23 protein-coding genes are annotated in these 22,094 nt (G+C 49.5%); 13 read left to right on the forward strand and 10 right to left on the reverse strand.

The annotated features are described in order from the left end of the window. Nucleotides 1-412: 412 nt before the first annotated feature. The 6 genes from bshB1 to IM638_17175 all read right to left on the reverse strand — a co-directional run bounded on the left by bshB1 (nucleotide 413) and on the right by IM638_17175 (nucleotide 5,577). Nucleotides 413-1,132, reverse strand: a complete 720-nt coding sequence (gene bshB1, locus IM638_17150; protein MCA6364765.1) for a bacillithiol biosynthesis deacetylase BshB1 — start codon at nucleotides 1,130-1,132, stop codon at nucleotides 413-415. 62 nt (nucleotides 1,133-1,194) lie between these two features. Then, nucleotides 1,195-3,027 (reverse strand): hypothetical protein, encoded by a 1,833-nt coding sequence (locus IM638_17155; GenBank protein ID MCA6364766.1) that lies wholly within the window; start codon nucleotides 3,025-3,027, stop codon nucleotides 1,195-1,197. 106 nt (nucleotides 3,028-3,133) lie between these two features. Beyond that, nucleotides 3,134-3,901 carry a class I SAM-dependent methyltransferase gene (locus IM638_17160; protein ID MCA6364767.1) on the reverse strand — a complete coding sequence of 256 codons (768 nt, stop codon included), beginning with the start codon at nucleotides 3,899-3,901 and terminating at the stop codon, nucleotides 3,134-3,136. Then, nucleotides 3,894-4,844 carry a glycosyltransferase family 2 protein gene (locus IM638_17165; protein MCA6364768.1) on the reverse strand — a complete coding sequence of 317 codons (951 nt, stop codon included), beginning with the start codon at nucleotides 4,842-4,844 and terminating at the stop codon, nucleotides 3,894-3,896. The genes IM638_17160 and IM638_17165 overlap by 8 nt, the downstream gene beginning before the upstream one ends. A 63-nt stretch (nucleotides 4,845-4,907) precedes the next feature. After that, a complete protein-coding gene (locus IM638_17170; GenBank protein MCA6364769.1) occupies nucleotides 4,908-5,321 on the reverse strand; it encodes a PIN domain-containing protein in 414 nt (137 codons plus the stop codon). 1 nt (nucleotide 5,322) lies between these two features. Continuing rightward, on the reverse strand, nucleotides 5,323-5,577 hold the full coding sequence (locus tag IM638_17175; GenBank protein MCA6364770.1) for a hypothetical protein: 255 nt from the start codon (nucleotides 5,575-5,577) through the stop codon (nucleotides 5,323-5,325). A 90-nt stretch (nucleotides 5,578-5,667) separates the two neighbouring features. Here IM638_17175 and IM638_17180 point away from each other — a divergent pair, with 90 nt between their 5' ends. Together IM638_17180 and IM638_17185 are read left to right on the forward strand one after the other, a co-directional pair. Then, a complete protein-coding gene (locus IM638_17180; GenBank protein MCA6364771.1) occupies nucleotides 5,668-6,135 on the forward strand; it encodes a hypothetical protein in 468 nt (155 codons plus the stop codon). Next, the gene (locus IM638_17185; GenBank protein ID MCA6364772.1) at nucleotides 6,069-7,685 is read left to right on the forward strand and encodes a hypothetical protein; all 1,617 of its coding nucleotides are present in this window, start codon (nucleotides 6,069-6,071) and stop codon (nucleotides 7,683-7,685) included. The genes IM638_17180 and IM638_17185 overlap by 67 nt, the downstream gene beginning before the upstream one ends. A 62-nt stretch (nucleotides 7,686-7,747) precedes the next feature. On the opposite strand, the gene IM638_17190 is transcribed toward IM638_17185, so the two are convergent. Beyond that, nucleotides 7,748-8,299 carry a glutathione peroxidase gene (locus IM638_17190; GenBank protein MCA6364773.1) on the reverse strand — a complete coding sequence of 184 codons (552 nt, stop codon included), beginning with the start codon at nucleotides 8,297-8,299 and terminating at the stop codon, nucleotides 7,748-7,750. Between the two features lie 86 nt (nucleotides 8,300-8,385). Between IM638_17190 and IM638_17195 the strand changes: the two genes are divergently transcribed. The 6 genes from IM638_17195 (at nucleotide 8,386) to IM638_17220 (ending at nucleotide 13,925) form a co-directional block, all read left to right on the forward strand. Further along, the gene (locus IM638_17195) at nucleotides 8,386-9,045 is read left to right on the forward strand and encodes a heme exporter protein CcmB (protein ID MCA6364774.1); all 660 of its coding nucleotides are present in this window, start codon (nucleotides 8,386-8,388) and stop codon (nucleotides 9,043-9,045) included. Nucleotides 9,046-9,407: 362 nt separating this feature from the next. Next, nucleotides 9,408-10,094 carry a cytochrome c biogenesis protein CcsA gene (gene ccsA, locus IM638_17200; protein ID MCA6364775.1) on the forward strand — a complete coding sequence of 229 codons (687 nt, stop codon included), beginning with the start codon at nucleotides 9,408-9,410 and terminating at the stop codon, nucleotides 10,092-10,094. Between the two features lie 11 nt (nucleotides 10,095-10,105). Further along, nucleotides 10,106-10,333: a CcmD family protein gene (locus IM638_17205; protein MCA6364776.1), complete on the forward strand. Its 228-nt coding sequence runs from the start codon at nucleotides 10,106-10,108 to the stop codon at nucleotides 10,331-10,333. Next, entirely contained in the window at nucleotides 10,330-10,725 is a 396-nt protein-coding gene (locus tag IM638_17210) for a cytochrome c maturation protein CcmE (protein MCA6364777.1), read from the forward strand. Before IM638_17205 ends, IM638_17210 begins: the two co-directional genes overlap by 4 nt. A 14-nt stretch (nucleotides 10,726-10,739) precedes the next feature. Beyond that, nucleotides 10,740-13,481 carry a cytochrome c biogenesis protein CcsA gene (gene ccsA / locus IM638_17215; protein MCA6364778.1) on the forward strand — a complete coding sequence of 914 codons (2,742 nt, stop codon included), beginning with the start codon at nucleotides 10,740-10,742 and terminating at the stop codon, nucleotides 13,479-13,481. A 93-nt stretch (nucleotides 13,482-13,574) separates the two neighbouring features. Continuing rightward, a complete protein-coding gene (locus IM638_17220) occupies nucleotides 13,575-13,925 on the forward strand; it encodes a hypothetical protein (GenBank protein ID MCA6364779.1) in 351 nt (116 codons plus the stop codon). 32 nt (nucleotides 13,926-13,957) lie between these two features. Here the strand turns inward: IM638_17220 and IM638_17225 are convergent, their stop codons facing one another. Together IM638_17225 and IM638_17230 are read right to left on the reverse strand one after the other, a co-directional pair. Then, complete coding sequence (locus IM638_17225) at nucleotides 13,958-14,797, reverse strand: hypothetical protein (protein MCA6364780.1); 840 nt, start codon at nucleotides 14,795-14,797, stop codon at nucleotides 13,958-13,960. 96 nt (nucleotides 14,798-14,893) lie between these two features. Beyond that, entirely contained in the window at nucleotides 14,894-15,130 is a 237-nt protein-coding gene (locus tag IM638_17230; GenBank protein ID MCA6364781.1) for a hypothetical protein, read from the reverse strand. A gap of 122 nt (nucleotides 15,131-15,252) precedes the next feature. Between IM638_17230 and IM638_17235 the strand changes: the two genes are divergently transcribed. Then, nucleotides 15,253-17,592, forward strand: coding sequence for a gliding motility-associated C-terminal domain-containing protein (locus tag IM638_17235; GenBank protein ID MCA6364782.1), 2,340 nt, complete (start codon nucleotides 15,253-15,255; stop codon nucleotides 17,590-17,592). 73 nt (nucleotides 17,593-17,665) lie between these two features. Here the strand turns inward: IM638_17235 and IM638_17240 are convergent, their stop codons facing one another. Next, entirely contained in the window at nucleotides 17,666-18,523 is an 858-nt protein-coding gene (locus IM638_17240; GenBank protein MCA6364783.1) for an SDR family oxidoreductase, read from the reverse strand. Nucleotides 18,524-18,628: 105 nt separating this feature from the next. Between IM638_17240 and IM638_17245 the strand changes: the two genes are divergently transcribed. The 4 genes from IM638_17245 to IM638_17260 all read left to right on the forward strand — a co-directional run bounded on the left by IM638_17245 (nucleotide 18,629) and on the right by IM638_17260 (nucleotide 22,086). Continuing rightward, complete coding sequence (locus tag IM638_17245; GenBank protein ID MCA6364784.1) at nucleotides 18,629-19,030, forward strand: helix-turn-helix transcriptional regulator; 402 nt, start codon at nucleotides 18,629-18,631, stop codon at nucleotides 19,028-19,030. A 35-nt stretch (nucleotides 19,031-19,065) separates the two neighbouring features. Further along, nucleotides 19,066-20,664, forward strand: a complete 1,599-nt coding sequence (locus IM638_17250; protein ID MCA6364785.1) for a T9SS type A sorting domain-containing protein — start codon at nucleotides 19,066-19,068, stop codon at nucleotides 20,662-20,664. Between the two features lie 92 nt (nucleotides 20,665-20,756). Further along, entirely contained in the window at nucleotides 20,757-21,527 is a 771-nt protein-coding gene (locus tag IM638_17255; protein ID MCA6364786.1) for a DUF3667 domain-containing protein, read from the forward strand. Between the two features lie 217 nt (nucleotides 21,528-21,744). Then, the gene (locus IM638_17260) at nucleotides 21,745-22,086 is read left to right on the forward strand and encodes a YbbC/YhhH family protein (protein MCA6364787.1); all 342 of its coding nucleotides are present in this window, start codon (nucleotides 21,745-21,747) and stop codon (nucleotides 22,084-22,086) included. The last annotated feature ends 8 nt before the right edge of the window (nucleotides 22,087-22,094 follow it).

Here is a 22,094-nt window from a genome sequence, read left to right on the forward strand (position 1 = left end):
CACATCCCCATACCGAGCCCGCTAGGCGCACATCTCCCACAGCGAGCGCAGCACACATCCCCATGCCGAGCCCGCGAGGCACACATCCCTCACAGCGAGCGCAGCACACATCCCCATGCCGAGCCCGCGAGGCACACATCCCCCACAGCGAGCGCAGCACACATCCCCATACCGAGCCCGCGAGGCACACATCCCCCAAAGCGAGCGCAGCACACATCCCCATACCGAGCCCGCGAGGCACACATCCCCATGCCGAGCCCGCGAGGCACACATCCCCATACCGATTCCCGTAAGGGCGCGACGCTCGCGCCCAGCCACAATGCCCAAACAAAAAGCAGCGAGTCACAGACTCGCCGCAGCACCCTCAAAAACGGATCGAAGATCCACAAAAAAAAATCACCACATCCAAAAATCACTTCAACCCAAACAAATCCCCCACCAACGGCACACGCTCCACGGTAAACCCTTCCGCAAATTCCACCCCCGCATCACGTCCGAACACACGCATCCGCGCTTCCACCACACTCAAAAAATCAGGCCGTGAAATAGGCGTGGAAGGTTCCTGCGAATTAGCGTCCCAGAACTGCGACTTAAACGCTTTTATCGCTTCAAACTTCTTCTCTACAAACGCCGAAACATCTACCACAAAATCGGGCTTGATGTAGCGGTCCTGAATGTAATGGTACACAGCCTCCGGCCGCCACGCCTCCTGCTCCTGCCCGTTGAGTTCGGTTTCAATTCTGCGCAAACCGCTGTAGAAACAAGCATCAGAAATAAGCTTGCTGGCGCGGCCGTGATCAGGATGGCGGTCGCTTATGGCGTTGGCAAGTACAATGCGCGGACGGTATTGCCTGATTTTTTGAATAAGCATGCGCACATGGCGCTCGTCGTTGGCAAAAAAGCCATCGGCCATGGTGAGCTGATCGCGGTACGCAACGCCAAGAATGATGGCCGAATTGGAGGCTTCAATGGTGCGTAGTTCCGCGCTGCCACGTGTACCTAATTCGCCAAGCGTAAGATCGAGTATGCCTACGTGGTGACCCATTGACACATGTTTGGCCAGCGTGCCGGCACAACTCAGTTCCACATCGTCGGGGTGAACGCCAATGGCGAGAATGTCTGTATTGCTCATTTGCGGTAAAGGTAGTGGATACGTGAGGAAATGTGCACGCAGTGATGCAAGTTTCCGGGTGTTTAATCAGGATACCGGAAACGAAGCAAACGTAGTCCGGCATTTTTATCTTCTGCCACCCATTCGTATTTGCCCATTTCGGCCGGAATAACCGCATTGCGTGAGGCAAATACATAATTGATTCTGAATTCCCTGAAGAAGCGCATGTACTCTTGCGGAGTAAGTTTGTCTTTTGGGGAAAGATCAGGGCTGTGACGTTTGGTGTAATTGTAGAGTAAACCCATTTTTACACCCGCCAGACATTGTGCTTCAAGTTGCGGTGTGCTTGCTGTTTTGCGATTCATTTCGCCCACGCCGATCAATTGGCAGTTTTGCAAGGCGGGAATTGTGCTTAACAAAGAAATGCTGAAATGCGGATAGCAGTGAAACGGATCCTGATAGGCTTCGGGCGACCAGATGAATCCTACAGCCTGCTCATACTCTACTCGGGGCGTGGCTGAGGTAATGAAGGTATCATCGGGTTTTCCGGCTAAAATCAGTTTTCTGTGCTGCGAAATGGTAGAAACCGTATTTACGCATCCGGCCAAAATGAGCGCAAAAATCACCAGCCTCACGGCAAACACAATCCGCGTAGTGGGCGAATCCATCACTACACCCATCCACACCGCAGCCGCCACCGCCAGAAAACCGCTGCACACCGACATCAGCTGCACCGAATTCAGTGCGGTGTTGAGCAAGCCCCAGGCGGCGGCACCCGCGCCCAGTGCTCCGCACGCAAATACCGCCGCCTGCATCGCATACGCGGGCAACTTACGGCGTTGCGGCCACACAGCCATGCCCACAGCCCCCACAAAGGGCAACAGGAAAGCCGCGGCAGCCACCAAACCGGCCGCAAAAATCTTCAGCATCATCGCCATACCGCTGCCCGCCCGAAAACTGTCCACATTCACCCCTTCGCGCGAAACTTCCGTGCCCGGCATCACCACATAAAACAGCACAACACCTGCCGGAATAAGCAGCGGCAGCAAATCGGCCCAAAAGTGCAGCGTAATAAACCGAAAACGCCGCAGCGAAAAATGATGCCACACCACACACAGCAGCCAGGCACCGCATACCGCCGGCAATGTGGTATAGGAAATCACCGCTATGCTGCACAGCCACACACCCGCCAGCCTGAAACGCCCGCTTTGCCGGTAACTCAGAAAAGCCGCCGCCGCCAGCAATGCCGGAAAACCAAACTTGGCCGTGTTGAAGCAAAACACCGAATGAAATACATAGTCGTATTGCCCCAACTGCGGCAGGCTACTGAGCGGCCAAAGCAACAACCACGAACTGCCAGCCACCAGTAATGCCAAACCATAATTGCGCAGCACAGGCAGCTTTGCTTCATTGCCTTTACAAATCAGTTCATACAACGCCTGCACCAGCAATACAGAAATGAGCGGCGTGGCAAACAGCAGCAATGCCCGCATGCCACCAGATAAATGCGCCGCCGAAGCCAGCCAGAGCTCGCCGTAGTGATAGGGCGATACACCTTTGTACGCATCGTCCAGACCGGCCAGAAAATGGTATTCGTTTTCCTGTCCCGTACGCGAAAGCGCGTCTGCAATGCGCGCATAAAAGGCATTGTCCGGGATAATGCTTTCGTAATCGAAAAGCAGGGCGGCTTTGGCGGCAAAGAGTATGCTCAGAATCAAAACCGGAAGCCAGTATTTGCGCAGCGCGCGAAACGCCTCGCGTAAATGCAGCTTAAAGTTTTGGGGGCGCATACTTCCCGAAACCAGCAACAGTGGCAGCAACAGCCACGTTACGGTTTTGCCGCCGGTTTGTAAAATGGCGTAACCAGCAATCCAAAGCAGCATGCCAAGTATAGCAGGTAATGCAAATGAAGGCATTTTAGCTGTTTGGCGTAGCGACAAAATGGCAATTCCTGTGCAATAAAAAAGATGCAGCGTAAGCCACAATAATAGTGTATTAAATGCTATTGAAGCGATAATCATGCTATCCCTTTTTTTGTCCGGCCGCCATCAGCGAAACACCCGCCGGCAGTTTCACCTTACCGCAAAGCAAAGCCGTTTCCGATTTGAAAATGCGGTAAAACAGTTTGCCACTCAAACCGCCGGTTTTGTAAGTGTCAAAATCCGACTGCAACGTGGCTTCTTGCTTTTTACCACGCAGTTTTTCAGTCAAACGCGAAAGCACGCGCACCGCAGCAACCGGCAAAAACAAAAACGCATTGAAATACGAGGCATAGTCTGCCTGCAGTCCGGCGGCGCTGAGGTGTTGCAGCAGCTGGCGGCGGCGGTAGCGGCGGTAGTGATGGTTCACCACATCGTGGCTGCTCCAGAGCAGTTGAAACGCGGGCACGGTAACGTGAAAATGCCCGCCGGGCTTAAGCACACGCTTAATTTCGCGCAGGGCCTGCACATCGTCTTCAATGTGCTCTATCACATCGTAGGCGCACACCAGATCAAAACTGGCATCGGCAAACGGGAGTGCGGTGAGTGAAGCCTGCACCACTCCGGGCAATACATTTTCGCGCAAAAATTCGCAGCAGTCCTGATCGTATTCAACCGAAGTGACGTCGCCAAACTCGTTAAGCATAAGCGATGTGGCGCCTGTGGCCACACCGGCGTTCAATATGCGCAGCGGCTTTCCGTCTTTGGCAAAATGACTGTTTACAAAGCTGCGCAAAATATGCAGCCGCGCCGTAAACCACCAGTGCTCACGCTCCAGCTGGTAATAGGCTTTGTAGTAGGCCTTATCCATTTTGCTGCTGCCTGTTTTTAATTACGTGGCGCACAATAAACAGCGGACGGTTTTTCACCTGAAAGAAAATGCGCAGAATATATTCGCCGATAATGCCAATGGCAATGAGCTGCACGCCGCCAAAGAGGATAATTACAAACAGCAGCGCCGAAAAGCCTTCGGGCACAGTATCGTACACTAATTTTTTGATGAGTGTAACGAGGAAGTAAATGACTGACGAGGAAATGGTGAGAATACCCAGTGTGGTAATGAACTTGATGGGATATTCGCTGAAATTGAAAATGCCGTTGAGTGCAAGGCCGATGAGTTTGCGCAGGGTGTATTTTGATTCGCCTGCCGTGCGGCCGGTGCGTTCGTAGGGAATACCGATCTGATTGAAGCCCACCCAGCTGCGCATGCCGCGAATGAAGCGGCTGGCTTCGGGCATCTGGTTCAGTTCATCGGCCACCTGCCGCGAAATGAGAGAAAAATCGCCCGAATCGAGCGGAATGTCGATGTAGGAAATTCGTTTCAGCAGTTTGTAAAACGTATTGTATGCGGTGCGTTTGAAGATGTTTTCCTTGCGTTTTTCGCGCACGGCATACACTACTTCGTAGCCGTTTTTCAGTGCTGCGTAAAACCGGCCCAGCAGTTCGGGCGGATCCTGCAAATCGCCGTCAATAATAAGCACGGCCTCCGTAGCGTCTATCTGCTTCAGTCCGGCCGTAAGCGCCAGCTGGTGCCCGAAATTGCGCGAAAGGAAAACTGCGTGAAAGCGTTCGTCGCTCATGGCCAATTGGCGCATCAGCAGCGGCGTGGCATCGCGGCTGCCATCATCCACCAGAATAGCCGTAATGCGCATCGGCTCGTTGTCCATGAGCGCGGTGAGCCGTTTTACGAGCTCCGGGAACGAGGCTTCTTCGTTGTACAATGGCACAACGATGTTTATTTGCGGGGGGGGCAGTTCGGTGGTCAAGCGTAAAACTGAATTGGGTCGCTACGAAAATAGGGAATTGCCTCCAAACAGTTAAGTGATACCGGTGATATAGATTTCCGGTGTGGAAACAGAAATGGCGGCCTTCTTATAATCCTTTATATTCCGCGTAAGCAGAACCTGTACTTTATTTTGTATGGCCGTGTTATATTGAATTGCGTCTTCAAAGTCTCGCACATCGCTGGCAATGGCAAGTTCAATTACTTTATCATCAACCGGCAACACATTCACAAGTGTTTTAAATCGTGCCAGAATCATGCGCGAATCACGGCGTTTGTATTGCGACTGCAAAATATAGTCGATATGCGAAAAGGTAAGCGACGATACATGAATACGCAGATTCCCTCTGTCGGCAAAAGTAAAAAGCCGCTCTGCGGCGGCATTGTGAGGCTGTCGTCCGGTAAGCAGATCTAAGCACACATCAGTATCTGCAAAAACTTCAATCATATTATTTGGAGTATTTGCGTTTCAAATGTTTTTTGTATGAAACCTTGTCGGCTTCCAATTGCTCGGCATTTACAACCCCCGATAAACTTTTTACAAGTGGCGAAACCTCATCAGGTTCAATACCCGCTGTAAGCCTGTCTAAATAGGTTTCAATAATAAAAGAAAGGCTAACACGCTCTTTATAAGCATATTGCTTTGCCTTTGCAATTACCGGCTCAGCCAGTTTAAGCGTGAGTTTTGTGTCTATGCTTTCCATCTTATTCCTCTTATACGTACAAATATACAAAAAATATACGTACACCCACATTCTTCCATAATTTTTACTCACACCATGTAACTTAGCAAAATGAAATATCTGCTTTACATACTTCTTCCGGCCATATTCACCTCCTGCACCCCAAAAACCGAAACACCTCCTCCGCCCCCGTTCGACCCGGTAAGCGTGCAACCCGTAATCGAACAACTTAACGCATCCACCACCAAAGGCATACAGGATAAAAACGCCGCCCTCATTGCCGCGCACTACGACAAAGCCGCCCGCCTCTGCCCCGATAACGACACCTACGTAAACGGCCAGACCGCCATCGAAAACTGGTGGAAAGAAAGCGTAGCCATGCTCAACAACATTACGTTCACCACCATTTCACTCGAAGGCACACGCGAGGTGCTTTACGAAACCGGCATGGCCACTACTACTATCAATATGAATGATTCAGTGTGGGTGCAGAACGACAAGTTTGTGCACGTGTGGCGCATGCAGCCCGACAGTGGTTACAAGCTGGTGGTGGATGTGTGGAATGGGATCGGGAAGTGAGAATTATGAAAACAATTCGAATAACAAACAGAAATATTATGAGGTATTTAAAAGCTCTTTTAAATACTTTGTATTGTTTATTTTTCCTAATTGGATGTAATAATTCCGGTAATGAGGTTTCTATACCCGGTATGAAAAAAATGTGCAACAACTGTAAAGATGGAATTGCACAATATGAAGATCTCTGTAACCCAATTTTGTCTGTGGAAGAACAGAGAAAAGACTTCTTTATAATCCGCAAAACGATAACAGAAATGCTGCCAGATCTGCTCCTTCGATTTTCTACCAATCGAGTGAATCAGCTTATGGACAGTATGAATAGTACATTTTCATCGCCACTTTCTACACTTGATTTCTACCGGAAAACGGCACCTTTTCTTGATCAGTTTGCGTGTTCACACACGAATTTTGAACTCAGTAGCACCTTAATTGATAGTCTGACCCGATGCGCAAATTTTATGCCTATCCCACTTTACTTCACACATCAGAATATTTTCTATAACGACAACTTTCAAAGTAACTGTACGGGTGGTAAAATACTTACAATTAATGGAGAAAAAATAGAGCGCCGAATTGAGAAATTGGATAAGTATATTTATACCGACCTCCCTGTTTCTGCGCAAAGATATTGTTTGAGAAACAAGCTGGCCTATTTAAATTATATCGCTTACAGTGACGAAAAAAATATCAGTTTACAATTATTTTCAGATAGTATAAGGCAATCCGGAACTTATTTTCGAAGCTTCAATACAATTTCAGATGGGGGGCTCCATCAGCTAAACTATCAAAACGACTGTGTTATTGATGATTCTCTTGGAGTAGCTAAACTTACACTTACTTCATTCGAACCTTATAATTATGTAAGTAATAACTTTGACAATTTTCTGGAAAACTCAATGGAACTTATCTGTCTTAAGCAAATAAAAAAATTGATTATTGACTTAAGAGATAATGCAGGAGGATATGACCATCATGAACTTAAACTACGATCTTTTTTCACTGCCGATAATGTTAATGTTGTAAAAAAAGAAAAAATACGTACTAAAAAAATTCCGCTATTCGAAATAGCTATCAGAACATTTCAATCGAATAATACTAACCTAAGCGAACTTAATTTAAAAGTAAATAGACAATTTATCCCAGCAAAAGACTGGGGTTATGAATGCATTACTGATTCAATTTTCAAAATGGCACCTCAAAAAAATCAATTTGAAGGAGAAATACTACTTCTGGTAAATGAAGGAACCGGATCAGCTGCATTGAGATTTGCATACTTCCTGCGCTCATTTACAAATTGTAAAATCGCCGGTCAATCACCTCCAAATCGTGCTACATTTTCCAATGGAGGCTATACTATTAAATATAAATTACCCCATAGCAAAATTATACTAAGCATACCTTATTACTATAGAGAGAACATCGGGAATACAGACTATACACTCCCGAACGGACAATTAAAAATTGACTATCAAATCTATTTTAGCAGAGATAACTTTGTGAATAGAGTTAATCCTTACGACACTTTTGCAGATACCTACTTCAAAAAATAACCAAACAAAAACCGCCTGAAAACAAACGTCTTCAGGCGGTTTTTCCTTCATCTGTTTCACCCTTACTTCTTCAACCAATTCACAATCTGATCACACATCGGGCTTTCCTGCGGGCCCACATGGCCTAAGTATTTCCCGTTTTCATCAATCATAAACTTCTGGAAATTCCATTTAACCGGCGCATCTTCCACACCATTCTGTGCTTTCTCGGTGAGCCAGTGGTAAATGGGGTGCATGGTTTCGCCTTTTACGTCAATCTTTTCCATCATCTGAAACGTTACGCCGTAGTTTTTCTGGCAAAAGGTCTGGATTTCGGCATTGGTGCCGGGCTCCTGGTGCATGAAATTGTTGGCAGGAAAGCCCACAATCATAAACTTGCCGTCTTTGCCATAGGTATCGTAAAGTTCCTGCAGTTGTTTGTATTGCGGGGTGAGTCCGCACTCCGAGGCGGTGTTTACAATTAATACTTTTTTGCCTTTCAGCGTGCTGAAGTCGAACGGCTTACCGTCGATGCTGTTGGCTTTGAAATCGTACAATGATTTTGTGGCAGTTTGTGGTGTTTGCATGGCGTAGGCTGTAACGGCTAAGGCCGCGATAACGAGAATGTGTTTCATTTCCGGATGTTTTTCCTGTTTACAAACATACGTAAAGCGGAAATGTTCGGATGTGTGGCTGCGAATTCGTGTTAACTTTGCGGCCTATGGTGCTGGCACAAACCCTGAGCCTTTTTCGTCGCGAGCTGCTTACCGAGCAGCGCCGCAAGTATGCGTTTTTCGGGGTGCTGCTGTATGTGGTGGCTACGGTGTTTGTGAGCCGCTACAGCTTTCGCGTGGTGCGCGATGTGCCTACGTGGAATGCGCTGTTCTGGATTATTCTGCTTTTTGCCTCGGTAATTGCGGTGGCGCGGAGTTTTGCGCAGGAAAGCAGCGGACGCATGCTCTACCTCTACACCCTGGCCGATCCGCGTGCCGTGCTGTTTGCCAAACTGCTTTATAACTCGCTTTTAATGGTGGTGCTGGGGCTTACCGGGCTGGCCGTGTTTGGCATTGTGGTAAACTATCCGGTGGCCGATACGCCGCAGTTTCTGCTCACGCTGGTGCTGGGCTGTACGGGGCTGGCGGGCACGTTTACGCTCATTTCGGCCATTGCGTCAAAAGCGGGCAACAACTTTGCGCTTATGTCGGTGCTGGGCTTTCCGGTGGTGCTGCCTATGCTGCTGGCCATTATCCGCGCTTCGAAAATGGCGGCCGATGGGACGGGCTGGGATGGCGCAGCCATGTATCTGGGGATAATAATCGCGTTAAACGTGATCGTTGTCACGCTTTCCGGCCTGTTATTTCCGTACCTTTGGCGCGATTAAAAAAGGCAACTGTATTTATGAAACTATCCTGGTGGAAATGGGCTTGTGTTGTGCTGCTGATCTACACCTTTGTCGCCGGCCTGCTTGTGCCGATGGCGCCGGGCATTCTCCGCGTTTCGCCCGATAACCTTTCCACCGCCGCAGCGCCGTTTACGGTAAAAATTACCGGCTACAACACCCGCTTTGCTTCCAACCAGCAAAGCCTTCAGGCCTGGCTGCTCAACGATACAACGAAGGTGGCCGCCACCACCGCCAAAGCCCTCAGCGAAACAGAAGCCGAACTTACCTTCCCTGCCCTCGCCCCGCTCAAAAACCCGCTTTTTGATCTTTTCATAAACGATGATGCCGACGGCACAATGGTAATGGCCAGCGCCATAGCCACATCCGACAGCGTTTCGGCCATAAGCCCCGTTAGCCGGATTAAGGTTAAAAACGTGGATGAAGATTACTTCGCTTTCCCTTTCCAGCACATCCTTTACGAATCCATCCGCAACCTGTTTTTCCACGTACCCATGTGGTTTGCCATGATTGCGTTAATGGCTTGGGCCGTGTTTAACAACATCCGCTACCTGCGCGGCGGGCAGCTGAAGCATGATATGATGGCCGCCGAAGCCGTAAACGCAGGTCTTTTGTTTGGCGTACTCGGCTTGCTTACCGGTTCGCTCTGGGCGCGAGCTACATGGGGCAGCTGGTGGGTGGATGATATTAAACTTAACGGCACCGCCATAACCATGCTGGCCTACATGGCTTACGTGGTGCTGCGCGGCGCGGTTGACGATGAACAGAAGCGCGCACGCATATCGGCCGTGTACAGCATTTTTGCGTTTGTAATGATGCTCGTGCTTATTGGCGTGCTGCCCCGGCTTAGTGGCAACGACTCGCTGCATCCCGGCAACGGCGGCAACCCCGCTTTCGGACAGTATGATCTCGACAGCCATTTGCGCGCTGTGTTTTATGCTGCCTGTATGGGCTGGATTTTACTCGGCTTCTGGGTTTATACGATCCGTTTCCGCATCCGTTTACTTTCCGAAAAAATACATCACGCATAAACATGCGCAAAATGATAAAACGCTTTTTACTTTTTCTCGCTCCGGCATTGTTAACGGCTCACACAGCCACTGCACAAAATGCCGATCAGCAAATTGCCCGATCGCTGCAGGAAAATGGATCGTTTAACGTCGTGCTGGTTTGTATTGGCATTGTGCTTATCGGCCTGCTCATTGCCATTATCCGCCTCGACCGCAAAGTATCAAAACTCGAAAAAGAACAACAAGCCAGGCAGTCATGAAAAAGACGCACATCATAAGCATTATTATTATTGCAGCCGCCATTGTATTTCTGGTGAGCATGCTCAGCAACTCAAGCACCTACGCCGATTTTAATGAGGCCGCAAAACTTGGCCCCGATGAAGACGTACACGTAGCCGGCCAATTAGTGCGCACAAAGCCTATGGAATACAACCCGCAGGTTGATCCCAACCGCTTTGTGTTTTATATGACAGACCGCAACAACGTGGAGCGCAAAGTGGTGCTGCTCAAATCAAAACCGCAGGACTTTGAGCGCACACCGCAGGTAGTAGCCATTGGTTCCATGAAAGGCAATGAATTTGTGGCCAAGGATGTATTGATGAAATGCCCGTCGAAATACAACGACGGTAAAGGCGAAATGGCCAATAAATAAGCAGCACAAGGAATATGGAGTACATCGGCGAGCAGCCATTGTGGGGAATTGTAGGGCACTGCAGCGTGGTGCTGGCTTTTGTAACGGCTCTCTTTTCGGCAATTGTAAACTTCCTGCGCACACGCGATAAGCTGGGCGAGGACAACTGGCGGAAACCGGCACGTATTATCTATTACACCCATTTCATCGCCGTAGCCAGCATTTTCTTTACGCTGCTGCTTATGATCTGGAACCACCGTTTCGAGTATCAGTATGTATGGCAGCACTCCAAGCGCGACATGGCCATGAACTATATCCTGGCCTGCCTCTGGGAAGGACAGGAAGGCAGCACGCTGCTCTGGCTTTTGTGGCATGCGGTAATCGGACTTATACTGATACGTACAGCCAGAGAATGGGAAGCGCCTGTAATTACAGTGGTTTCGCTGGTGCAGGTTTTCTTAGCCATGATGCTGCTGGGCTGGTATTTTGGCGATGTACATGTGGGCAGCAGTCCGTTTACACTCATCCGCGAGCGCGAAGAAAACATTGGATTGCCGTGGACCTTCAAAGCCGATTACCTCACTACCATTCCCGCATTTGCCGACGGGCGCGGACTTAATCCGCTGCTGCAGAATTACTGGATGACCATTCACCCGCCCACGCTGTTTCTGGGTTTTGCGCTGGTAACCGTTCCTTTTGCGTTTGCCCTGAGTGCGCTCTGGCTCAAGCGCTGGAACGACTGGCAGCGCCCTGCCCTGCCCTGGGCCTTTACCGGTGTGGGCATTCTGGGAATCGGCATTCTTATGGGCGGTGCGTGGGCGTATGAATCGCTGAGCTTTGGCGGTTTCTGGGCGTGGGATCCGGTTGAAAATGCGTCGCTCGTGCCCTGGCTAACGTTGGTAGGCGCCGCGCACGTAATGCTCATTTACCGCATCAAAGGACAATCGCTGTTTACCACACTTTTCCTCAGCATTATTTCCTTTTTGCTCATTGTGTATTCCACCTTCCTCACCAAAAGCGGCGTACTTTCCGAAACATCGGTACATGCGTTTACCGAAGACGGACTGAATCACGAATTGGTGTGGTTTATGTCGTTTTTCCTCTGGCTCTCAGTCTTGCTGTTTTTGCCAAACCGTATTTCACGAATGATTTATTCGGGCGCAGCGGTGATGTTCGGGGTGTTGTTTGCAATGAATATGATTGCGCCGGCCATGCTGGTTTTTCTGATTATTTCGCTGGCCGGTCTTATTTACGGCTACCGCAAGCAGTTTAAGCAACCGGGCGAGGAAGAAGAACTCTGGTCGCGCGAGTTCTGGATGTTTATCGGGTCGCTGCTGCTTACGTTTGTGGCAGTTATTGTAATTGTGTACACTTCATCGCCGGTAATTAACCGCTTCCTGCGCATCGGGCCTGTGCACGATATGTTTCACTGGCTGTATGATCTGGCGCCCGGCAACGGTATGCTCAAACAGCTTGCCGAGGCTAAAATGGCGCCGGGCAACGATGTGGTGGATTTTTACAACCGGTGGACCATTCCGTTTACCGTGCTCATTGTGTTGCTGGTGGCAGTAACGCAATACTTCAAATACAAAAAAGATGAATTCGGGGTGTTTGCGAAAAAGATACGCCGCTCGTTCTTTATCAGCGCAGCCATTTCGCTGCCCCTGATGGTGTTTTTGTATTTCAATGCCGATTGGAGCGAGCCCGGTTTCGATCGCGGATACATGAGCATAATGAATGCGCTGCTGCTGTTTGCCTCGGTGTTTGCGGTGCTTTCGAACAGCGATTACTGGTACAAAATCCTGAAAGGCCGCATCAAAAGCGCAGGTGCTTCCATTGCGCACATCGGTTTTGGTTTGCTGCTGCTGGGCGCGCTTATTTCGACCTCAAAGAAAGACACCATTTCGCAGAACACATCGGATATTGATGTGCGCTCCATTGATCAGAGCGGCGACAATGCGGCCAATATTTTCCTGCGCCGTGGCGATGTAATGCCGATGGGCGATTACATGGTGCGCTACACCGGCCGCGAATACAAGCTGGTTGACGGCACGCCTTATGTGTATTTCAATGTGGATTACATGAAAAAGGATGCGGCAGGTCAGCTTGAAAACGCCTTTACCCTACGCCCGTTCATCCAGCTCAACGAGCGTATGGGCAATGCCGCCGAGCCCGATACGCGCCACTACCTGCACAAAGACATTTACACCTTTATCAAATTTGTGCCCATGACCTCGCTGCAGCCTCCCGGCAAAGACGAAAACAGCGATTACAGCACACCCAAAAACCACACCGTGGTGCCCGGCGATACCATTGCTGCCGACAACAGCATTGCCGTGCTCGATTCCATTTACTCGGTACGCAACAACAGCGAACTCAACCTTGCACAGTCCGAAGTAGCCATTGCCGCCCGCTTCCGCGTTACAGGCCGCTCCAATGCCGAGGGCGATCTGAAAACCACCACGCTAACCGGCTATTTCGTAGCCGACACCGCCACCGGCCGCACACGGCAAATTGATGCCCGCGATAATGACCTCGGCCTGAAACTCACATTCTACAAGGTAAATCCGCAAAACGGCCGCATTGATGTGTACGCCTCCGAGCAAAACAACGTAAAGCGCGATTTCATTGTAATGGAAGCCACCATTTTCCCGGCCATCAATATTCTGTGGATTGGCTGTCTGGTGATGTTTTTTGGAACGATGCTGGCCGTGCGCGAACGCTGGAAAACACTGCGTAAAAAGCCGGCAGACACATTGCCCGAAAACCAGGCCTGATTTACACAACCGTTAAATTCGCCGCTGTACGGAAGCGTACAACGCAGGACGTTGGTATGAATTAGCTTTGCTGCAGTAAACTACTGTTGCAAAATGCCCGGACAAATTTTCTTTTACACCGGCCTTGCCCTGCTTGCCGTGCACGAACTGGACGCCATGCGTTGCCGCGAATGGCGCATCTTCCCCGGCCTCTCGCTGCTGAGCGATAAAACCGGGCAGCTCATTTTTATTCTTGCACATGTGCCGCTGTTTGTATGGATTTTCATGCAACTTGGCAGCAGCAATCAGGCTGTATTTATGCAGCGTTTCAGCGTGTTTATGATTATTCACCTGGTTTTGCACGTGCTGTTTCTGATGCATAAAAACAATGCATTCAAAGATATACTTTCGTGGGCGATAATTATTGGAGCGGCGGTTTGCGGGAGTTTTTACCTTTTGCTGTGACAAACAATAGCGCCGCAAAGCAGTTGTGAAGTTCAATTACTTTCCACCTCCATACTCACTTTCCCTGTTTTCGCATCGAGCGTAATGTATAGTGTTTCAGGGCGCAGGAAGCGGTATTCGATGCGGAAGTATTGTTTGGTAATGATATATGTAACTTTTTCCGGGGACTCAATGAAAATAATCCCTTTTTCAAAGAGCGAATCCGTTTCGGTAGTTACAGACGAATGCCCTACACGTATATCAAAACAATAACCGGAACCCATTAATAAATGGAATGGCCTTCCGGCTGTATTGAAGGTATCGCCTCGAATAAACACCCCGGTAGTCCAGGTAATATGTTCGTCCCCAAAAGTTCCAATAAGTGTATCCGTTTTGCGGGCATTAATTACCCTGAATTTCACCACACCCCGTTCAAGATGATTTATGTGAATGGAGTCATCAATACCTTTCCAATACAGAAATGGAAGTTGATATGTTAGTGGCGAAAGTGAATCAAGCAATTTCTTTTGCTCAGGGGTGTAATTTACCGTTCCTGAGAACCCCAAATCGTCGCAACATTGATAAGGGAAAAAGAAATAACCGGAATCAGGCTGAAACCGTGTTAAAATCACCCGGTCGGGCCGGTCTTTATCTTTCACAACCACCGTATCAAATCGTGGCCAATGAACTGCGATCAGCTTCGCTGAATCGCCCGGGAGTAGAGCCACACCATTCACAAACCATTGCAGGTAATCATTAAACGGAAGGTGATCGAGTTCATCCTGCGGATTTTCGTCGAGGTAAAACCGAGCCGCTTGTTTTTGCGCTGACGCGCCCATTGCGCAAAACCAAAATAAAACTACTGCAAGATGAATGCGCGATGCCTGAAGCATGGGGTTAGAATTTCACCGAATATAAAAAACCGCACCATCCTGCACAAAAAGCCATGCAGAAATGGTGCGGCAAATTACATAACCGGCAAAGCGGACTTAGTAAGTCGCTTTCACAAACGCATCCAGTCCGGTGGCTTTGCGGCCGAGCAACTGTTCAAGCGTATCGCCTGCATTATCGAAATCGCCGTTTTTCATGGCGGCGGCAAAGCCGGTTGACATGACCACAACGTGATCGGGCAGGCCTGCGCCTTTGAGTACATTTTCAAACACATCGGCAGGCGCATCGGTGCAGGCAACTGTTTTGCCGCAGTGCGCACTCAGGCTGGCAGCCACATCGGCAATGCTGCAGGATGAAATTTGAACAGCCTCTAAATCCCGGTAAAGAAAATAGAATCCCCTGTTAATTCTATTCGCTGCGTAAACAAAACCCGTATAAAATCCGTTTTGAAACACTGATGAGCAGCATCCGGATTTACATAGTTGTTATCATTCTTTTTCAGTCTATCCCAACGCCTGTGAACGGGCAAAATGGAGTGTGGACCTGGATGAAGGGAACCACTGTACCCGATTTTCCCGGTAATTACGGAATACAAAATGTACCTTCTCCGGCTAATGAACCACCTGCATTGTATGAAGCTGCTGAATGGACAGACCTGAACGGGAACTTCTGGATTTTTGGCGGCATTCTGACGGGTAGCAGCGGCGGAGTCTATAATTCGGCACTGTGGCGTTTTGACCCGATAACGAACAACTGGACGTGGATGAAAGGCCCTTCGTCATTTTCAGCCACAAGTGTTTTTGGCACTCAGGGCGTGCCTTCTCCAGCCAATTATCCTTCGGGGAGAGGCTTTGGTGCTGTAAGCTGGACTGACCTTGCCGGCAATCTCTGGCTTTTTGGCGGATGCGGTCTTGACGGTAACGGTTCCGATACCTATCTCAATGAATTGTGGATGTATAACATTACCACCAATGAATGGACTTGGATGGGCGGATCGCTTACGGGAAATTCACCGGGAAACTTTGGTACGCAAGGTGTACCTGCTCCTTCAAACTGGCCTCCCGGAAAGTGCGAAACATCGGTTTCCTGGGTTGATGGAAATGGGGATCTATGGACATATGGAGGACTATCTTTACCACCTGTAAATAGTTATGATGATGTCTGGCGCTACAACATCGCAACAAACACATGGACCTGGATGAGCGGTCAGACACCGAACCCGTCAATTTCGTTTACCCAGCCTAATTACGGCATACTTGGAGTTCCCTCGCCGGCAAATACACCGGGAACCCGTCAGGCATACGCGCACTGGCAAGACACTCAGGGCCGGTTCTGGATGTTTGGCGGTTATCCGGTTGCGGGAAGTCCGCTAAACAATACAGCTGATATGTGGATGTATGATCCAACAACCTTGCTCTGGACCTGGATGGCGGGAACGTCAACGACCTCATTTTCTCCCACTTTCACATCAACCTGTTTACCCGGAGGCGTTCCGGCAGGAACACTGGAAGACAGAGCGTGCTGGACAGATGCATGTGGAAGATTTTGGTCGATGTCAACCTCCGGGATCTCCGGCAATTATTCGCACCTCTGGTTTTTTGACCCAACCAACCTGCAATTTACCTGGGTAACGGGTACACTATCCAATTCGCCTCCGGCTGTTTACGGCACACAGGGTGTTCCGGCTCCTGCAAATTATCCGGACGGGATTTTAGGTTCAAACGGATTTGTATCGGCACAAGGCGATTTGTGGCTGTTTGGTGGTCTTTTACAATCTGGTGCAGGCTCAGGCACCAACTTGCTCTGGCGATATCAGCCGGATGCACAATGCTCCGGAGGCGGTATAATTGCAAATCTTACCGTAAATGCCGACAGTACAGGATGCGCTCCTTTTTCGATGCCATTTTCGGCTTCCGGTGCTAATGCGGGACTCGTTTTTGAATGGGACTTCGGTGATCCGGCTGTGAACTCAGATACAGCCACGGGCAGCAATCCGTTTTATGTATATACCACACCCGGGATTTATACGGTAACGCTGGTTACCTCAGTTACAGGATGTGCAGGTGCGGGAGACACCAGCACATTGCTTATTCAGGTGCTGCAACCTCCTGCAGTATCACTCGGCAACGATACCATTCTTTGTCCCGGTCAAACACTTACGCTTACTGCCGGAAACCCCGGAAACATTTACAGTTGGAACACCGGAGCTACTACTCAAACCATTTCCGTTGATCAAACCGCCCTGTATGCGGTAAGTGTGAATGCACAAGGCTGCATCGCAACCGACAGTATTTCGGTTACACTGCTTCCCGGCTCAGAATTGCCCGCTGCCGCTACGCTTTGCGGTTCATTAACTGGTCTTATTCTTGATGCCGGAAATTCAGGCACAGCTTACCTTTGGAACACTGGCGATACTTCCCGTGCCATTACAGTAAATGAGCCGGGCATATACAGCATAACGTTTACAACCGCAAACTGCATCATTACCGACAGCATTGAAGTAACCGGCAGCGTGGGCGAAGGAAATGTTTACATCCCCAACAGTTTTACCCCCAACGGCGACGGCTTAAACGACCGGTTCAGCGGTGTTGGTGAAGACTTTACCAGTTACCACCTCGTAATTTTTAACCGCTGGGGCGAGTTGATTTTTGAAACCCCTGACCCAGACGGCTGGGATGGAAATTATGCCGGACAGCGCGCCGAGAGTGATGTGTATGTATATCTGTTTTCTTACTCCAGCGCCTGCACAGGAGGGAAAGTAGTTGACCGCCGCGGAGCAGTGACGCTTATCCGGTAATTAGTTGTATTGAGAAAATAGCAGACAAACAAATCGGCCTGAACATTCATTCAGACCGATTTGCTTTGCCAGACTAATATGCAGTTTTCAGGAAATCGCTTACTGATTTAGGCGCTCTGCCCAGCAGCTGTTCAAGCGTATCGCCTGCATTATCGAAATCGCCGTTTTTCATGGCGGCGGCAAAGCCGGTTGACATGACCACGACGTGATCGGGCAGGCCTGCGCCTTTGAGTACATTTTCAAACACATCGGCAGGCGCATCGGTGTAGGCAACTGTTTTGCCGCTGTGCGCGCTCAGGCTGGCAGCCACATCGGCAAAGCTGTGGGCACGGCTGCCGGCCAGCGGATAGGCTTTGTTTTCGTGGCCGCTGCCGGTGAGTACATTGGCCGCCACCTCGGCCAGATCAAGCCGCGATACAAGTGCTGTTTTGCCTTCGCCCGCCGGGAAAAACACGCCGGTTTCAAACACCTTTTCGCCGAGGAACATGGGCAGCACTTCCATGTACAACCCGTGCTGCAAAAACGTGTACGTAAGTCCGCTGGCTTTGATGTACTCCTCGGTAGTAAAATGATCGGCCATGAGCCAGCCTATGGCCGAATTGCCTGCATTGTTCATGCTCACACTGGTGTAGAAAATGTGCTTCACACCGGCCTCTTTGGCCGCATCCACCACATTGCGCTGCTGCCCCGGACGATCGTTAAAATCGCTCGACGAAATGAACAGGAGTTTGTCCACACCCTGCATTGCTGCCAGCAGCGCAGCTTTATTGTGGTAATCGCCCTCGCGAATGCTTATGCCTTTGGCGTGGAGTGATGCGGCTTTGTGAGGATTGCGCACCAGCGCAGCAATTTCTGATGCGGGAATTCGGGTGAGCAGTTGATCAATTACAGCCTGGCCCAGATGGCCGGTGGCACCGGTTACAAGAATCATATTGCGTTTTTTAGTGATGAATAATTTTACAAAGGCAAAACTATTTACCTTTGCTATACAAAAGGAAGCATTATACATTAGTATAGTGCTATACAAAAGTATAGTATGAAAAAGCCGAAGCACCAACTCCCCTACTCGCTCGAACTTACGCAGCGCTGCACCGCTACATACATGCTTGCGCTTAACGATACGCTTAATGTGCTGCAGGGCAAATGGAAAGTGCCGGTTATGGGTGCGCTTTCTGTGGGTAAAAAACGGTTCAGCGAAATTGAACGCGAAATTCCCGGCATCAATCCACGCATGCTTTCCAAAGAACTCCGCGAGCTTGAAGTAAACGGCATGGTTAACCGCACGGTTTACGATTCGTTTCCCGTTACCATCGAATACTCGCTTACGCCTTCCGGTATTTCCTTTAAGCGTGTGCTGGATGTAATGGTAGAATGGGGCGTTGAACACCGCACGGCAGTACTGGCCCAAAACAGCCGCCGGAAAAAGTCGGCCGCGTAGCCGTATTGCTCAATTTCATTTTGCATCTTTAAGGCATGATCCGCTCTGTCATAGCCGTTATTCTGCCCTGCCTGTTTTCTTTCACGCTGTTTGCCCAGCCCGGCCCGCAGCCTCCGTTTACCATTGAGTTTGAAGCCGTGGCTACGCCGCAACCGTTGCCGGGGCTGCATTCGTTTGCCTTTGCAAAGGATGGTTCGCGCTGGTTGTTTGCGGGCGGACGTATAAACGGGCTGCACGGGTTTTCGACCAACGATAATTTCCCGGTGCAGTATGCCAATGGCAACCTCATTGTAATTGATACCGCCACCTGGCAGGTGTATCAAAGTCCGGTTTACCCGCTGGGCCTGCAAATGGCCGATCCGCTGCGAAGCACCAACATGCAGTTTACACAGCGCGGCAACTATTTGTACATGACCGGCGGCTTTGGCTGGGACAGTATTGCCAATGGCTACCGCACCTTTCCCACGCTTACTGCGCTGCGGGTTGACAGTGTAATTGACGCGGTAATCAACAGCACGCCGCTTGCGCCGCACATCCGCCAGCTTGTGGATACCAGTATGCGCGTATGCGGGGGCGAAATGGCTTTGCTGGGCAATGAATTTTACCTCTGCTTCGGTCACAATTTCAGCGGGCGTTATTCTGATCCGCCCACGCCCACATTTATACAACGTTACACCGAGCAGATTCGCCGCTTCGAAATTGTTGATAACGGCATTTCGCTGCAAATTGCCAATTACACGGCCTTTACAGACACGGCCCACTTTCACCGCCGCGACCTGAATCTCGGCCACATTATCAAACCAAACGGCAGCGAGGCGCTGATGGCGTTCAGCGGCGTATTCCAGAAAAACGTAAACCTGCCCTGGCCCGCGCCGGTTCTCATCGACAGCAGCGGCGGCACTTTGCAGGCCGGCTTTACGCAGTTGCTCAACAACTACACCTGCGGCATGGTGCCCGTGTTTGATTCGCTGCAGGGCGATATGTACACGGTGTTTATGGGTGGCATGGGCTGGTACACCTACAACGCCAGCAGCAATGCGTGGGACTATGATTCGCTGGTGCCGTTTGTGAGCGATATTGGCGTGGTTACACAGTATGCAAACGGGCAGCTGGCGCAAAGTGTATTGCCACTGCGCATGAACGGACTGCAAGGCTCCAATGCAAAGTTTATTGCCGCTGCGCCCGCCATGCAGTATGCAAACGATGTAATTAATCTGCGCCGTATGCCAGGGCGTGTGCTGGCCGGCTACCTGTATGGCGGCATACAGTCGCAACTGCCCAACCTCTCGCCCACTACCGTGGCGGTGGACACCGTGTACCGCGTGTGGATTACGCCCGATCAGTTGCTGCTGCAGGCCGGCGAACAGCATGCGGGCCTTGCGTTTATGCGTATTTTCCCGAATCCGGCCGCAGGCCAGGCCTGTGTGCGCATAAAAACCACGCAAACCGAGGTACTGCGCATTTCGCTGCTTGACATGCAGGGGAAAATGCTGCAGCAGCATCAGCTGGCCGCCTCAGCCGGATTGCAGCAGGATTTCTGGCTTTCCACCGCGCAGCTTTCGTCGGGTTTATATTTTGTGAAAGTTGAAACCGCCTCAGGTGTGCAGATGCAGCGGCTGGCGGTGCAGCAGTAATTTATCGTCAACAGAATAAAACCTGATTAACCGGTATTAATCTTTAGCAATGCGCAGCCCCGTTTTCCTTTTTTGCAATAAATTGCCCCGTAATGATGTCTGAGCATCCCCATAACTGTCTGAACTGCGGTCATACCCTTACGGGCCGCTATTGTATAAACTGCGGTCAGAAAGCCGATACACACCGCATTACGCCCAAACACTTTTTTATGCACGATGTGCTTCACGGTACGCTGCACATCGAAAAGGGATTGTTTTTCACGGTTATTCAGGTGCTCAGGCACCGCGGACAGACCGCGCTCGATTACATTTCGGGCAAACGCATCCGTTATTACAATGTATTTTACCTCTCGCTTATCCTGCTTAGTTTAAATATTGTAGCGGTGGTTTACAAACACCGCATTTTACCCGATACTGCGGTGAAATACTCGGGCGATGTGAGCACTGTATTTACGTTTGCTGCGGGAAATATGAAGTTTATTGTACTCACCTTCATTCCGTTTATGGCGCTTAATACATTTCTTCTGTTTCGCCGTAAAAAACACAATTACGCCGAACATGCAGTAGCCGCCGGATTTTGCATGGTGGCTGCTTTAACACTGGCACTCATTGCCAATCTTTTCCTGCTGCTTGGTAATTATTCGCTTTTCTCATACCTCGGCATTGGTTTTGGCTGGCTGGTTTTTCTTACACCCTTGTTTTTTTATGTACGCTATGCAGCCCCGCATTACCGCATATTCGGCTACAGCTGGCGCATACTGGTGTTTTATATACTGTTTATTGTTGAGGTATTAATGCTGATATTGCTGCTCTCCTACCTGTATACTGGCGAACTGAATATCAGCGGCGAAATCACGCTGTAATAACGCAAATAAACTTCATCCTGTTCCGGCTTTCAGCTTGCTCAGTGTCAATTGTGCAACTGACCAGTATCAGTGTGTATCCGTTTTAAGCTGCGGAAAGTTGCTCATCCCTGAACCAAGCTAAAAATTTAGAAAATTGCCCTGTTCTTGTGCAAATAAATAGCATAAGCCAGTGAACAGACAATTGATAAGGTTTTTATTACCTCTACTCACAGCTGTGATCACATTTCAGTTTGCTCAATGTGACAATAAAAAAAATAGTGAGTATGCAGAACAAGAGTTGAAATTGGCACTTAAAGATACTCTTCAGGATAGTCAATTTTATTTCACCGGTAAGGTCACTGATGAATCTTCAGCCATTAAAGCTGCTGAACCAATACTATTTAACATTTACGGAGAAAAGAATATCAAGCAACAACGTCCCTATCAGGTTTATAACACTCAAAAATATTGGGTAATCTGGGGTACACTTAACGAAGAATATTCTTTAGGTGGTGTGTTCCTGATTATTCTGAATGCTCAAAATAATCGTGTACTCCGTATTATTCACGGGAAATAAATAATGAT

This window comes from Bacteroidota bacterium (genome assembly GCA_020402865.1).
GTDB lineage: Bacteria > Bacteroidota > Bacteroidia > Palsa-965 > Palsa-965.